General features: G+C 67.9%; 24 protein-coding genes. All 24 read left to right on the top strand.

Annotation, left to right across the window (positions count from 1 at the left end):
* Nucleotides 1-100: 100 nt before the first annotated feature.
* From CPZ00_RS02745 to CPZ00_RS02630, 24 genes are read left to right on the top strand one after another with little or no spacing between them, the layout of a single operon-like run.
* Nucleotides 101-952 (top strand): putative RNA uridine N3 methyltransferase, encoded by an 852-nt coding sequence (locus CPZ00_RS02745; RefSeq protein WP_096389475.1) that lies wholly within the window; start codon nt 101-103, stop codon nt 950-952.
* A gap of 10 nt (nt 953-962) precedes the next feature.
* Nucleotides 963-1,979, top strand: coding sequence for a 50S ribosomal protein L3 (locus CPZ00_RS02740; protein WP_096389473.1), 1,017 nt, complete (start codon nt 963-965; stop codon nt 1,977-1,979).
* A gap of 3 nt (nt 1,980-1,982) precedes the next feature.
* Nucleotides 1,983-2,729 (top strand): 50S ribosomal protein L4, encoded by a 747-nt coding sequence (gene rpl4p, locus CPZ00_RS02735; RefSeq protein ID WP_096389471.1) that lies wholly within the window; start codon nt 1,983-1,985, stop codon nt 2,727-2,729.
* Nucleotides 2,726-2,980, top strand: a complete 255-nt coding sequence (locus CPZ00_RS02730; protein ID WP_096389470.1) for a 50S ribosomal protein L23 — start codon at nt 2,726-2,728, stop codon at nt 2,978-2,980. Before rpl4p ends, CPZ00_RS02730 begins: the two co-directional genes overlap by 4 nt.
* The gene (locus CPZ00_RS02725; RefSeq protein WP_096389469.1) at nt 2,981-3,703 is read left to right on the top strand and encodes a 50S ribosomal protein L2; all 723 of its coding nucleotides are present in this window, start codon (nt 2,981-2,983) and stop codon (nt 3,701-3,703) included. It begins immediately after the preceding gene.
* Nucleotides 3,700-4,125 carry a 30S ribosomal protein S19 gene (locus CPZ00_RS02720; RefSeq protein WP_096389467.1) on the top strand — a complete coding sequence of 142 codons (426 nt, stop codon included), beginning with the start codon at nt 3,700-3,702 and terminating at the stop codon, nt 4,123-4,125. Before CPZ00_RS02725 ends, CPZ00_RS02720 begins: the two co-directional genes overlap by 4 nt.
* A 3-nt stretch (nt 4,126-4,128) precedes the next feature.
* Complete coding sequence (locus CPZ00_RS02715; RefSeq protein WP_096389465.1) at nt 4,129-4,605, top strand: 50S ribosomal protein L22; 477 nt, start codon at nt 4,129-4,131, stop codon at nt 4,603-4,605.
* A complete protein-coding gene (locus CPZ00_RS02710; RefSeq protein ID WP_096389464.1) occupies nt 4,605-5,594 on the top strand; it encodes a 30S ribosomal protein S3 in 990 nt (329 codons plus the stop codon). The genes CPZ00_RS02715 and CPZ00_RS02710 overlap by 1 nt, the downstream gene beginning before the upstream one ends.
* A gap of 2 nt (nt 5,595-5,596) precedes the next feature.
* Nucleotides 5,597-5,809: a 50S ribosomal protein L29 gene (gene rpmC, locus CPZ00_RS02705; RefSeq protein WP_096389462.1), complete on the top strand. Its 213-nt coding sequence runs from the start codon at nt 5,597-5,599 to the stop codon at nt 5,807-5,809.
* A gap of 37 nt (nt 5,810-5,846) precedes the next feature.
* The gene (locus CPZ00_RS02700; protein WP_096389461.1) at nt 5,847-6,359 is read left to right on the top strand and encodes a ribonuclease P protein component 1; all 513 of its coding nucleotides are present in this window, start codon (nt 5,847-5,849) and stop codon (nt 6,357-6,359) included.
* Nucleotides 6,350-6,694: a 30S ribosomal protein S17 gene (locus CPZ00_RS02695; protein WP_096389459.1), complete on the top strand. Its 345-nt coding sequence runs from the start codon at nt 6,350-6,352 to the stop codon at nt 6,692-6,694. Before CPZ00_RS02700 ends, CPZ00_RS02695 begins: the two co-directional genes overlap by 10 nt.
* Entirely contained in the window at nt 6,694-7,092 is a 399-nt protein-coding gene (locus CPZ00_RS02690) for a 50S ribosomal protein L14 (RefSeq protein WP_096389458.1), read from the top strand. The genes CPZ00_RS02695 and CPZ00_RS02690 overlap by 1 nt, the downstream gene beginning before the upstream one ends.
* Before the next feature lie 2 nt (nt 7,093-7,094).
* Nucleotides 7,095-7,451 (top strand): 50S ribosomal protein L24, encoded by a 357-nt coding sequence (gene rplX, locus CPZ00_RS02685; protein ID WP_096389456.1) that lies wholly within the window; start codon nt 7,095-7,097, stop codon nt 7,449-7,451.
* Nucleotides 7,448-8,158 (top strand): 30S ribosomal protein S4e, encoded by a 711-nt coding sequence (locus tag CPZ00_RS02680; protein WP_096389455.1) that lies wholly within the window; start codon nt 7,448-7,450, stop codon nt 8,156-8,158. The genes rplX and CPZ00_RS02680 overlap by 4 nt, the downstream gene beginning before the upstream one ends.
* Entirely contained in the window at nt 8,155-8,667 is a 513-nt protein-coding gene (locus CPZ00_RS02675; protein WP_096389452.1) for a 50S ribosomal protein L5, read from the top strand. The genes CPZ00_RS02680 and CPZ00_RS02675 overlap by 4 nt, the downstream gene beginning before the upstream one ends.
* The gene (locus CPZ00_RS02670; protein WP_096389450.1) at nt 8,664-8,849 is read left to right on the top strand and encodes a 30S ribosomal protein S14; all 186 of its coding nucleotides are present in this window, start codon (nt 8,664-8,666) and stop codon (nt 8,847-8,849) included. The genes CPZ00_RS02675 and CPZ00_RS02670 overlap by 4 nt, the downstream gene beginning before the upstream one ends.
* A 2-nt stretch (nt 8,850-8,851) precedes the next feature.
* Nucleotides 8,852-9,244, top strand: coding sequence for a 30S ribosomal protein S8 (locus CPZ00_RS02665; RefSeq protein ID WP_021074745.1), 393 nt, complete (start codon nt 8,852-8,854; stop codon nt 9,242-9,244).
* 3 nt (nt 9,245-9,247) lie between these two features.
* Complete coding sequence (locus CPZ00_RS02660; protein WP_096389448.1) at nt 9,248-9,784, top strand: 50S ribosomal protein L6; 537 nt, start codon at nt 9,248-9,250, stop codon at nt 9,782-9,784.
* On the top strand, nt 9,785-10,483 hold the full coding sequence (locus tag CPZ00_RS02655; RefSeq protein WP_096389445.1) for a 50S ribosomal protein L32e: 699 nt from the start codon (nt 9,785-9,787) through the stop codon (nt 10,481-10,483).
* The gene (locus CPZ00_RS02650; RefSeq protein ID WP_096389443.1) at nt 10,480-10,941 is read left to right on the top strand and encodes a 50S ribosomal protein L19e; all 462 of its coding nucleotides are present in this window, start codon (nt 10,480-10,482) and stop codon (nt 10,939-10,941) included. The genes CPZ00_RS02655 and CPZ00_RS02650 overlap by 4 nt, the downstream gene beginning before the upstream one ends.
* Nucleotides 10,941-11,498, top strand: a complete 558-nt coding sequence (locus CPZ00_RS02645) for a 50S ribosomal protein L18 (protein WP_096389440.1) — start codon at nt 10,941-10,943, stop codon at nt 11,496-11,498. Before CPZ00_RS02650 ends, CPZ00_RS02645 begins: the two co-directional genes overlap by 1 nt.
* Complete coding sequence (locus CPZ00_RS02640) at nt 11,491-12,138, top strand: 30S ribosomal protein S5 (protein ID WP_021074740.1); 648 nt, start codon at nt 11,491-11,493, stop codon at nt 12,136-12,138. The genes CPZ00_RS02645 and CPZ00_RS02640 overlap by 8 nt, the downstream gene beginning before the upstream one ends.
* Nucleotides 12,138-12,602 (top strand): 50S ribosomal protein L30, encoded by a 465-nt coding sequence (locus tag CPZ00_RS02635; protein ID WP_096389438.1) that lies wholly within the window; start codon nt 12,138-12,140, stop codon nt 12,600-12,602. The genes CPZ00_RS02640 and CPZ00_RS02635 overlap by 1 nt, the downstream gene beginning before the upstream one ends.
* Nucleotides 12,599-13,090: an uL15m family ribosomal protein gene (locus CPZ00_RS02630; protein ID WP_096389435.1), complete on the top strand. Its 492-nt coding sequence runs from the start codon at nt 12,599-12,601 to the stop codon at nt 13,088-13,090. Before CPZ00_RS02635 ends, CPZ00_RS02630 begins: the two co-directional genes overlap by 4 nt.
* Nucleotide 13,091 lies beyond the last annotated feature (1 nt).

The following is a 13,091-nucleotide window of genomic DNA, read 5'->3' as shown; positions in this document are numbered from 1 at the left end:
CTCAACCGGCGTGTGAACGGCCCTCAGTCCCGAACTCCTTCCGCTACCCTTTTACGCGCGGATCCGGAATACGGGGTACAGTCTGGTGACGGGACGATCCATGGACGGACTCACGCTCTGTGTGCCGTCCTCGATCGTTCGAGAGGCCGAGGACGAACGCGAGGCGACTCGCAAGCTCGGCACCGTGGCCCGCGCGGCCGCGGTCTTCTCGGCGACCCGGCTCGTCGTCTTCCCCGACCGGGAAGGCGAACGACGTCGGGGCGGCGGGTTCGTCGAAACCGTGCTCCGGTATGCCGCGACGCCCCCCGAGCTCCGAACGGATCTCTGGGGACGACGCGACGAGCTGGCGTACGTCGGCGTGCTCCCGCCGCTTCGTGTCCCGTCACGGACCGGCTCGCCCCCCGACGGGGACGAGTCGTCAACACAGGGACTCGTGACCGAGGTCGGACCTGACGGCCGCGTTCGGGTCAATTCCCCGCTGGGGGAACACCCGATCTCCCTGCTCGTTCCCGACGGACTGTCGGTCGAGCGGGGGGAGCGCGTCACCATCAGGATCTCTTCGAGAGAACCGGTCCGTGCCCGCATCACCGGGAAGCCGGAGGACGGTTTCCAGGTCGTGGACACGGACCTTCCGGAGGTGCTCGCCGACGCCGGGCTTGCCATCGCGACGTCACGACACGGGGAACCGCTCTCCGTGTCGCGGCTCGCCGAACTCGCCCCGCAAGTGCAGGAGGCCGACGATCCGGTCGTCGCCTTCGGCGCGCCCGGCAGAGGGCTTCCGGAGATCCTCGGGATCCGCCCCGAGGACGTCACGGCCGCAGCGGGCGGCCCCGTCGAACCCGATCCGGGGTTCGACCTCTGGCTCAACACGATCCCGCAGCAGGGAAGCAAGGTGGTGCGAACGGAGGAAGCGATGTTCGCGTCCCTCGCGTCCCTCACGCTCACGGAGTAGGAGTAAACATATGCCACAACCAAGCCGACCACGCAAAGGCTCGCTGGGCTTCGGACCGCGCACACGCGCGTCGAGCGAGGTGCCTCGCATCCGCTCGTGGCCCGACGACGACGGAGCGCCCGCGCTCCAAGGGTTCGCCGGCTACAAGGCCGGAATGACCCACGTCGTCATGGTCAACGACGAGGCCAACTCGCCGCGTGAGGGGATGGAGGAGTCCGTCCCCGTCACCGTGGTGGAGACGCCGCCGATGTACGCGGTGGCCCTGCGCGCCTACGAGGACACGCCGTACGGAAAGCAGCCGGTGACGGAGGTCTGGACGAGCGAGTTCCACGACGAGCTCGACCGGACGCTCGACCTGCCGGCCGAAGACACCTTCGAGGAGGACGCCGAGGAGCTCGACGCGCTCCTGGAGGCGGGCGACGTCGACGACGTTCGCGTCATCACCCACACCGCCCCGGACGAGCTCTCGAACGTCCCGAAGAAGGAACCCGACGTGATGGAGACCCGCGTCGGCGGCGGCTCGATCGACGAGCGCGCCGAGTTCGCCCTCGATCTCGTCTCGGACGGCGGCGCCCACGAGTTCGGCGACGTCTTCCGTGCGGGCGAGTACGCCGACGTCTCCGGCGTCACGAAGGGCAAGGGAACCCAGGGTCCCGTCAAGCGATGGGGCGTCCAAAAGCGGAAGGGCAAACACGCCCGCCAGGGATGGCGCCGACGGATCGGCAACCTCGGTCCGTGGAACCCCTCCCGGGTCCGCTCGACGGTTCCCCAGCAGGGCCAGACCGGGTACCACCAGCGAACCGAGCTCAACAAGCGTCTGATCGACTTCGGCGAGGGCGACGAGGCCTCCGTCGACGGCGGCTTCGTCAACTACGGCGAGGTCGACGGGTCGTACGCGCTCGTCAAGGGCTCGGTCCCGGGGCCGGACAAGCGACTGATCCGGTTCCGCCCGGCGATCCGACCGAACGACCAACCGCGCCTCGACCCCGAGGTCCGGTACGTATCCACCGCATCCAACCAGGGATAACCCATGAAGGCAACAGTACGAGACCTGGACGGCGAGGACGCGGGCAGCCTCGAGCTGCCCGCCGTCTTCGAGACCGCGTTCCGCCCGGACCTCATCCGGCGAGCGGTCTCCGTCGCACAGGCCAACCGAAAGCAGGCGTACGGCGCCGACGAGTTCGCCGGGCTTCGAACCCCGGCCGAATCGCCCGGCTCCGGCCGCGGGATGGCACACATTCCCCAGGAGAACGGCCAGGCACGCCGCGTTCCCAGCGCCGTCTCCGGTCGCCGTGCCCACCCGCCGAAGGCCGAGAAGGACCAGTCGAAGGACCTCAACGACAAGGAACGGCAGCTCGCCGTCCGCTCGGCCATCGCGGCCACCGCGGACGCGGAGACCGTCGCCGAGCGCGGCCACGCGTTCGACGAGGACCTCGAGCTCCCGCTCGTCGTCGCCGACGAGTTCGAGGACCTCGAGAAGACCCAGGAGGCGCTCGCGTTCCTCGAGGCGGTCGGCGCCGACGCCGACGTCGAGCGCGCCGAGGAGGGACGGTCGGTCCGTGCCGGACGCGGGAAGACCCGCGGTCGGAAGTACAAACAGCCCAAGTCGCTGCTCGTCGTCACTGCCGAGGACCCCTCGCGCGCCGCGCGAAACCTCGCGGGCGTCGACGTCGCGACCGCGGCGACGGTGAGCGCGGAGGACCTCGCGCCCGGAACCCATCCGGGGCGGCTCACCGTCTGGACCGAGAGCGCGATCGCGGAGGTGGCCGACCGATGAGCACGATCATCGAGCACCCGATCGTCACGGAGAAGGCGATGGACGAGATGGACTTCGACAACAAGCTCCAGTTCCTCGTCCACCTCGACGCGACGAAGGGCGACGTCCGCGACTCCATCGAGGACCGCTACGACGTCACGGTCACGAACGTGAACACGCAGATAACGCCGACGGGAACCAAGAAGGCGACGGTGACGCTGTCCGCCGAGGACGACGCCACCGAGGTCGCCTCCCGAATCGGGGTGTTCTAGATGGGACGACGAATTCAGGGACAACGACGCGGACGCGGCGGCCCGACGTTCCGGGCCCCCTCGCACCGCTACAAGGCGGAGCTGTCGCACAAACAGAACGAGTCGACCGGCACGATCGACGGCGAGGTCGTCGGCATCGAGCACGACCCGGCCCGCTCGGCACCCCTCGCGGAGGTCGAGTTCGAGGACGGGGACCGACGGCTCGTGCTCGCGCCCGAGGGCGTCTCGACCGGCGAGACGATCCAGGTCGGCGTGAGCGCGGAGATCAAGCCCGGGAACACGCTGCCCCTCGCGGAGATCCCCGAGGGCGTTCCCGTGTGTAACGTCGAGAGCCAGCCGGGCGACGGCGGCAAGTTCGCCCGCGCGTCGGGCGTCTCGGCCACCCTGATGACTCACGACCGCGACGTCGCGGTCGTCCAGCTGCCGAGCGGACAGGTCAAGCGGCTCAACCCGCAGGCTCGCGCCACGATCGGCGTGGTCGCCGGCGGCGGTCGCACGGAGAAGCCGTTCGTGAAGGCCGGCAACAAGCATCACAAGATGAAGGCGCGCGGGACGAAGTACCCGCGCGTTCGGGGCGTCGCGATGAACGCCGTCGACCACCCGTTCGGTGGCGGCGGCCGACAGCACCCCGGACAGCCGAAGTCCGTCTCGCGGGACGCCCCGCCGGGACGAAAGGTCGGCGACATCGCGTCCAAACGCACCGGACGCGGGAGCAACAAATGAGCACCGAATACCGCATCGGCCGCGAGGGCGAGGAGTTCGCCTACCGCGGTCACACGCTCGAGGAGCTGCAGGAACTCGATCTCGACGAGGTCGCGGAACTGCTTCCCGCACGCCAGCGGCGAACCATCGAACGAGGACTGGGCACCGAACAGCGCAAGCTGCTCGAGACCGCCCGCGATCGAACCGAGGAGGGGACGGCGGACGACCCGATCCGGACCCACCTCCGGGACATGCCGATCCTGCCCGAGTTCGTCGGGCTGACCTTCGAGGTCTACACCGGCCAGAGCTTCGAGCGCGTCCGCGTGCGGCCGGAGATGATCGGCCACTATCTCGGCGAGTTCCAGCTCACCCGAACGTCGGTCGAACACGGACAGGCCGGCATCGGCGCGACCCGGTCCTCGAAGTTCGTGCCTCTCAAGTAACCCATGGGAATCAACTACAGCATCGAGGCCGACCCGGAGACCACCGCCAAGGGAATGCTCCGCGAGCGGCCGATCAGCCTGAAGCACAGCAAGGCGATCTCCCGTGAGATCAAGGGGAAGACCGTCTCGGAGGCCGAGACGTACCTGCAGGCAGTCATCGACGAGGAGCAGTCGGTCCCGTTCCGCCAGCACAACAGCGGCGTCGGGCACCGCTCCGACATCGACGGCTGGGACGCCGGGCGCTACCCGGAGAAGGCCTCGAAGGACTTCCTCAAGCTCTTAGAGAACGTCAAGAACAACGCGACCGAACAGGGCTTCGACGGCGACCAGATGGTCGTTACACACGTCGCACCCCACAAGGTCGGCGAGCGACCGGGGCGCCAGCCCCGCGCGTTCGGCCGTGCCTCGCCGTGGAACACGACGCTCTGTGACGTCGAGCTCGTCATCGAGGAGGCCGACGCGGCCGCGGAGGACAACTAATGGCAGACGAACACCAATTCATCGAGAACGGCCTACAGCGGGCCCAGATCGACGAGTTCTTCGCTGACGAACTCGGTCGTGCCGGCTACGGCGGGATGGACATCGCCAAGACGCCGATGGGTACCCAGATCGTCCTCAAGGCCGAGAAGCCGGGGATGGTCATCGGCAAGGGCGGAAAGAACATCCGGAAGATCACCTCGACGCTCGAGGAGCGGTTCGACATGGACGACCCGCAGATCGACGTCCAGGAGGTCGACGAGCCGGACCTCAACGCGCGGATCGTCGCCGACCGCCTCGCGAACGCGCTCGAGCGCGGCTGGTACTTCCGGAAGGCCGGCCACACCACGATCGACCGGATCATGGAGTCCGGCGCGCTCGGCGCCGAGATCGTCCTGTCCGGAAAGGTCACCGGGGCGCGCTCGCGCGTCGAGAAGTTCAACCGCGGCTACATCAAACACAACGGCGAGCCCGCCGAGGACGTCGTCGACGAGGGGCAGGGCGTCGCCGTGATGAAGCTCGGGACGATCGGCGTGACGGTCAAGATCATCCCGCCGGGCGCGGAGCTGCCCGACGACTTCGGCGTCCGCGAGGACGCGGAGGTCCCCGAGGTCGAACAGACCGTCGAGGAGGAGGGCGTCGAGTCCCTCCTCGAGCAGGACCCCGAGGAGGTTCCCGACGTCGGTGCCGACGAGGACGTCGAGGTGCCCACCGGCGGGCCCGACGACGTCGAGGAGGACCTCGACGAGGAGATCGTCGAGGAGGTCATCGAGGAGACGCAGGAGACGTCCGCCGAGGCGACCGACACCGCGCCCGCGGAGCCGGTCGAGACGGCGACGCCCGACGACGAGGACGCCGAGGAGCTCGGCGAGGACGTCGAGGCGGAAGCCGAAGCGCTCGTCGACGAGATGGAGTCCGCGGCGGACGCCGAGGAGTCCGATGCGGAGTCGGACGCCGAGGAAACGACCGCTGACGACGAGGAGGAGGCCTGACGATGGCGATCCTCTACCCAGACGAGATCCGCGATATGACCGCGGCCGAACGCGAGGTCGAACTCGAGGAGCTCGAGACCGAGTTGCTCAACCTGAAGGCCCAGCAGGCCGCCGGCGGGATGCCCGAGAGTCCGGGTCGCGTCGGCGAGCTGAAGCGGACGATCGCCCGGATCAAGACGATCCAGGGCGAGGAAGGCGACCTCGACGACGAGTAGCGACCCGAACACACACGATATCACGAACCCATCGACGATGCTCACGCCCGAAACACTCACGCGACACGAACTCGTCGGCCTGCCCGTCAGGGTGGCCGACGCCCGCAACGCCGACAGCGTCGGCCTCGCGGGTCGTGTCGTCGACGAGAGCCAGCGAACCCTCAGCGTTCGCACGTCCTCGGGCGACAAGCGCGTTCCCAAGTCCGGAACGACCTTCGAGTTCGCGATCGTCGATCGACCGCGCGTCGGCCCGTCCGGCGACGCCCGGTCGCAGTCCGCGACGCCGGACGACACGCCCACAGATGAAGCCGCCGGCGACCGCAAGGTCCCGGGGTCCACGTTCGAACTCGGACCGGATACTGCGGGGGTCCGCCCCCGTCAGTCTCGTCCGTCCGACCCGGCCGCAGCGGGGGAGTCCCCCGCCGGCGACGGGACGGCGAGCCGCTCCCTCGGCGAGTGCGAGGACGTGGTCTACGTTACGGTGGATGGCGATACACTGCTCTCACGACCCGCCGAACGCACCGAACGAGGTGTCTCAGTATGGCGATAGGAATTGACGTCCCAATGCCTCCGGAACCTGACAACCCGGAGGAGTACGACTACGAGAAGTGTCCGTTCTACGGACAGCTGTCCGTCCGCGGCCAGACCCGTGAGGGAACGGTCGTGTCGACGGACATGGCAAAGACCGTCATCGTCGAGCGGGAATACGACGTCTTCGTACCGAAATACGATCGGTACATGAAGCGTCGCTCGCGCATCCCGGCCCACGTGCCGGGCGTGCTCGATCCCCTCGAGGTCGGTGACGAAGTAACGATCGCGGAGACGCGACCCCTCTCGAAGACGAAGTCCCACGTCGTCGTCGAAGTGCTGGACGGTGATGCGTGATGGAGGCGCTGAAAGCCGACGTCACGCAGGGACTCGAGAAGGGCTCGCTCATCACGTGTGCTGACAACACGGGAGCGCGCGAGCTCAAGGTCATCAGCGTGCAGGGTTACTCCGGCACGAAGAACCGCCACCCCAAAGCGGGGATCGGCGACAAGGTGACCGTCTCGGTCACGAAGGGGACCCCGGAGATGCGACGCCAGGTGCTCGAGGCGGTGGTCGTCCGACAGCGGAAGGCGATCCGCCGACCCAACGGCACCCGCGTCCGCTTCGAGGACAACGCCGCCGTCGTCATCGACGACCTCGAGGAGCCACGGGGCACGGAGATCAAAGGCCCCATCGCCCGCGAGGTCGCCGAGCGCTTCGGCAGCATCGCGTCCACCGCGACGGTGATCGTCTAACCATGACGCGACAGCCACGCAAACAACGAAATCAGACGGAGAACGCCCCGCTCCACGAGCGGCAGCGACGGGTTCGGGCGACGCTCACCGACGAGCTCCGCGAGGAGTACGACCAGCGGAACGTCCGCGTCAACGCGGGCGATACGGTCGAGATCCTGCGCGGCGACCACGCCGGCGAGGAGGGCGAGGTCGTCGACGTCGACCTCCGCGCCGAGACCATCACGGTCGAGGAGGTCACCGTCGAGAAGTCCGACGGCGAGGAGGTTCCTCGCCCGCTTCCGGCGAGCAACGTCCGAGTGACGGACCTGGACCTGGAGGACGACCGCCGCGAGGCGCGGCTCCGGGAGGATAACGAATGACGAACCATCAGAAACGACTGGCAGTACCGAACTCCTGGCCGGTCGAACGCAAGACGGACACGTTCACCGTCAAGGCGGGTGCCGGCCCGCACGGCGAGTCCGGCGTGCCGCTTCTGATCCTGCTGCGGGACGTCCTCGAGTACGTGGACACCCGCAAGGAGGCGCGCTACGCGCTCAATCAGGATTCCGTGTTGGTGAACGGCGACGCCGTCTCCGACGAGGAGCGGCCGATCGGGATGTTCGACATCCTGGCGTTCGCCGAACGCGAGGAGTACTACCGCGTCTTCCCCGACGAGGGCGGTCGGCTCGCGCTGACGCCGATCGACGCGGACGCCGCCGACGGCCGTCTCGGGAAGATCGTCGCCAAGACGACGGTGAACGGCGGCGACGTCCAGCTCACGCTGCACGACGGCACGACGCTGCATCTCGACGCCGACGCGGCGGACCAGTACAGCCCGAAGGACTCGATCGTCGTCGACAACGAGTCGAAGGATATCGTCGCCCACTTCGTCTACGAGGAGGGCGCGCTCGTGACCGCGGTCGCCGGCCAGCACGCCGGCCAGATCGGCACGATCGAGACGATCGACGTGACGCTCGGCTCCGGCGACAACGCCGTCACCGTCGCGACCGACGACGACGCCTACGAGACGATCGAGGAGTACGTCGTCGTCATCGACGAGAACTTCACCGGAGGTGACGGGGAATGAGCGCCGCACAGGAGATGCGCGAGCCCTACATCGAGAAGGTCGTCGTCCACATGGGCGTCGGCGAGGGCGGTGAACCCCTCGCGGACGCGGAGGAGATCATCGAGGCGATCACCGAGCAGCAGTCGGTCCGCACGACGGCGAAGCGGACCGTCGGCGAGTTCGACATCCGCCAGGGCGACCCGATCGGAACCAAGGTGACGCTCCGCGGCGAGGACGCGGAGGCGTTCCTCGAGACCGCGCTCGAACTGACCGAGCTCTCGAGTTCGCAGTTCGACGACCGCGGCAACCTGAGCTTCGGGGTCGACGACCACACCGACTTCCCGAGCCAGGAGTACAACCCGAACGTCGGCATCTACGGGCTCGACGTCACGGTAACGATCGTTCGACCGGGGTACCGCGTCGCCAAGCGGGACACGGTCACGCGATCGATTCCGTCGTCCCACCGGATGACGCCCGCCGACGCGCGGGAGTTCCTCGAATCCACCTTCGAGGTGGAGGTCGAAGAATGAGCGAGACAGAGACAGAAACCGAACAGGAAACGGGCGAACACGCCGCCAAGCGTACGAGCCAGCAGGTCGAGTGCCGACGCTGCGGCCGCAAGCAGGGGCTCGTCGGGAAGTACGACATCAACCTCTGCCGGCAGTGTTTCCGCGAGGTCGCCCGAGACATGGGATTCAGGAAGTACAGCTAACGATGGCAGGCAACGATCCACTCTCCGACGCGCTCGCCGGACTCGACAACGCCGAGCGGGTCGGACATCTGTCGTACACGGTAGAGCCCGCCTCCAACGTCATCGGCTCCGTCCTCGAGGTCTTTTACGACCGCGGGTACGTCGACGAGTTCGAGTTCGTCGACGACGGCAAGTCGGGACGCTTCGAGGTCGAACTGAAAGGCGCGATCAACGAATGTGGCGTCGTCAAGCCCCGCTACTCGGCGGGCGCCGACGAGTTCGAGAAGTGGGAGAAACGATTCCTCCCCGCCCGTGACTACGGGGCACTCATCGTGACGACGAGCCACGGCGTGATGAGCCATTACGAGGCCCGCGATCAGGGCATCGGTGGCCAAGTGATCGCATACGTATACTAAACCATGAACAGAGTCGAAATCGACATTCCGGACGACGTCTCCGCGGATATCGACCATCTCGACCTCACCGTCGAGGGTCCCAACGGCAGCGTCACGCGCCGCCTGTGGTACCCCGACGTCGAGGTCACGGTCGAGGACGGCGCGGTCGTCATTGCGGCCGACGCCGAGGACGCGAAGACGAACGCGACCGTCGGCACCTTCGAGAGCCACGTCGCCAACATGGTCCACGGCGTGACCGAGGGCTGGGAGTACAGGATGGAGGTCTTCTACGCCCACTTCCCGATGCAGGTCACGGTGGACGGCGACGACGTGGTCATCGAGAACTTCCTCGGTGAGAAGGCGGCCCGACGGACGCCGGTCCGCGGCGACACGGACGTACAGGTCGACGGCGAGGAGATCACGCTCTCCGGCCCCTCCAAGGAGGACGTCGGACAGACCGCCGCCGACATCGAACAGCTCACACGCGTTTCCGACAAGGACACGCGCGTCTTCCAGGACGGCGTGTACATCGTCGAGAAACCCACGGCAGGTGGCGTCTAAATGGTAGACGAACTCGAGGACATCAGCGGCGTCGGTCCCTCGAAGGCGGACGCGCTTCGCGCGGCCGGCTACGAGACCGTCGAGGACGTGAAGGCCGCTTCCCAGTCCGAGCTGGCCGAGGTCGACGGCGTCGGCAACGCGCTCGCCGCGCGTATCAAAGCCGACGTCGGCGGGCTCGAGGTTGACTCGGAAACGGAAGCCGAAATAGCGGAGGAGACGGACGAGGACTCGGCTGCGGAGGCCGACGAGGACGTCGAAACCGAACTGCGCCCCCGGGGTCACGCCGACAAGACGCCGGATCTCGACGACGAGACGGCGCGCTCGCTGGCACAGAAACACCGCGAGGGCAAGCCGCAGTTCAACCGGCAGGACTACCACAAGAAGAAGCGCGTTCCCACCTCCTGGCGGAAACCCCGCGGCAACCTCTCGAAACAGCGCCGCGGAATCAAAGGCAAGGGCGACACCGTCGAGGCGGGCTTCCGCTCGCCGACCGCGGCCCGTGGCCTGCACCCGAGCGGCTTCGAGGAGGTCCGCGTGCACAACACGGACGACCTCGAGGGCGTGGACGGCGACACCCAGGCGGTCCGCATCGCCGGCTCGGTCGGCGCGCGCAAGCGTGAGCGGATCGAGGAGGTCGCCGAGCAGGAGGAGATCCGCGTGCTCAACCCGACCTACGTCGAAGTGGAGGTCGAAGAATGACGGACCTGAGCGCACAGAAGCGGCTCGCGGCCGACGAACTCGACGTCGGCAAGGGCCGCGTCTGGTTCGACCCCGAGGCACAGGAGGAGATCGCCGACGCGATCACGCGCGAGGACGTTCGTGACCTGATCGACCAGGGCACGATCCGCGCCACGGACGCCACGTCCAACTCCCGCGGTCGAGCCCGTGAGCGCGACGCGAAGCGCTCGTACGGCCACCGCACCGGCGCCGGCTCCCGGAAGGGGAAATCCGGCGCTCGCAAGAGCGACAAGGAGGACTGGATGGCGCGCATCCGCGCACAGCGCGCGCGCCTCAAGGAGCTTCGAGACGAGGAGGAGGTCCTCGACCCCTCGGAGTATCGGACGCTGTATAACAAGGCCAGCGGCGGCGACTTCGATGACGTCGCTCGGCTCGAGGCGTACATCGAAACGCAGTACGGATACGAGGTGAGCGACTGATGGCAACAGGACCACGATACACGGTGCCGATGCGCCGTCGTCGCGAGGTTCGGACGGATTACCACCAGAGGTTGCGCCTGCTGAAATCGGGCAAGCCTCGCCTGGTCGCCCGGGTGAGCAACGCTCACGTCAGGGCGCAGCTGGTTACCCCCGGACCGAACGGCGATGAGACCCACGTCGCGTCCTCGAGCGAGGACCTCGATGCGTACGGCTGGGAGGCTCCGACGGGGAACCTTCCCAGCGCGTACCTCACGGGGTACCTCCTCGGCGGCCGCGCCGTTGCGGACGGCTTCGAGGAAGCCGTCCTCGACATCGGTCTCAACACGGCGACGCCCGGCAACAAGGTGTTCGCAGTACAGGAAGGAGCGATCGACGCGGGGCTGGAGATCCCCCACAGCGAGAGCGTGTTGGCCGACTGGTCGCGCAATCGCGGCGAGCACATCGCCGAGTACGCCGAGCAGCTCGACGAGCCGCTCTACAGCGGGGACTTCGACGCGACCGAACTACCCGAGCACTTCGACGACGTGCTCGCCACGATCCAGGAGGACTATGAGTAGAAACAACGACGGCTGGGAACCGCGAACGCGGCTCGGCCGCAAGGTACAGGAGGGCGAGGTCTCCTCGATGGAGCAGGCGCTGCAGTCCGGGCTCCCGCTCAAGGAACCCGAACTCGTCGACCAGCTCCTGCCGGGGCTGGAGGACGAGGTCCTCGACATCAACATGGTACAGCGGATGACCGACTCGGGGCGCCGGGTGAAGTTCCGGTGCGTCGTCGTCGTGGGGAACCGCGACGGCTATCTCGGGTACGCGCAGGCCCGCGACGAGCAGGTCGGCGGCGCGATCCAGAAGGCGATCGAGGTCGCGAAGCTGAACGTGATCAAGGTCGACCGCGGCTCGGGGTCGTGGGAGGACCAGCCAGGCGGCACGAACTCCCTGACGCGGCGTGCTGAGGGGAAGGCCGGCTCGGTCACCGTCGAGATCAAGCCCGCTCCGCAGGGGCTCGGCCTCGCCGCCGCCCCGACGGTTCGACACATCCTCGAGCTGGCCGGCGTGCAGGACGCCTGGACGAGCTCGAACGGCAACACGCGAACGACGGTCAACCTCGCGAAGGCGACGTTCAACGCGCTGGAGAACGCGGCGCAGTCGCGAACCCCCCAGCACGCACGCGAGGTCCACTACGACGAGGTGAGCGAGTGATGCAGGCGATCGTGCAACTGCGTGGCGACGTGAACATGAACTACGAGGTGAAGGACACCCTCGAGATGCTCAACATCGGTCGCGTCAACCACGCCACGTTCGTCCCGGAGACCGACACGTACCGCGGGATGATCACCAAGGTCAACGACTTCGTCGCGTTCGGCGAACCGAGCCACGAGGCGGTCACGACGACGCTCGAGCGTCGCGGCGAGCCCCTCGAGGGATCGGCGGACGTCGACGACGAGTGGGTCGCCGAGCACACCGACTACGACGACGTCGCGTCGCTCGCCGACGCGCTCGTCGCCGAGGAGACGACGCTGCGCGATCAGGGTCTCTCGCCGGCCGTCCGGCTCCACCCGCCGCGGGGCGGCCACGACGGCGTGAAGCATCCGGTGGTCGAGGGCGGCGAGCTCGGCCGACACTCGACCGAGGAGATCGATTCGCTGCTGGAGGCGATGCGATGACGGACAAGAAGAACCGACAGCGCGGGTCCCGAACCCACGGCGGCGGCACCCACAAGAACCGGCGTGGCGCCGGTCACCGTGGCGGCCGCGGCGCTGCCGGGCGGTCGAAACACGAGTATCACAACTACGAACCGCTCGGGAAGTACGGCTTCAAGCGTCCCGACGGCGCACAGGACGACGTTCGAGAGGTGACCGTTCAGAAGCTCGACGAGGACGCGGCGCTGTACGTCGCGGACGGCCTCGCCGAGGAGGACGGCGACGCGGTCGTCATCGACGCCCGTGACGTCGCCGAGGACGGCCACGAGGCGGACGTCGTCAAGGTGCTCGGCGGCGGCCAGGTCCGCGGGCAGCTCCGCGTGACGGCCGACGCCTTCACCGCCGGCGCGCGTGAGCTGATCGAGGAGGCGGGCGGCGAGGCCGTCCTCTCCGAGCGCGCCGCGGAAGCCGAACCAGAAGACACATCAGACGCCGAGGACGACGACGCGTAAC

Source organism: Halopenitus persicus (assembly GCF_002355635.1).
GTDB lineage: Archaea > Halobacteriota > Halobacteria > Halobacteriales > Haloferacaceae > Halopenitus > Halopenitus persicus_A.
This window is presented reverse-complemented; position numbering and strand designations above follow the sequence as displayed.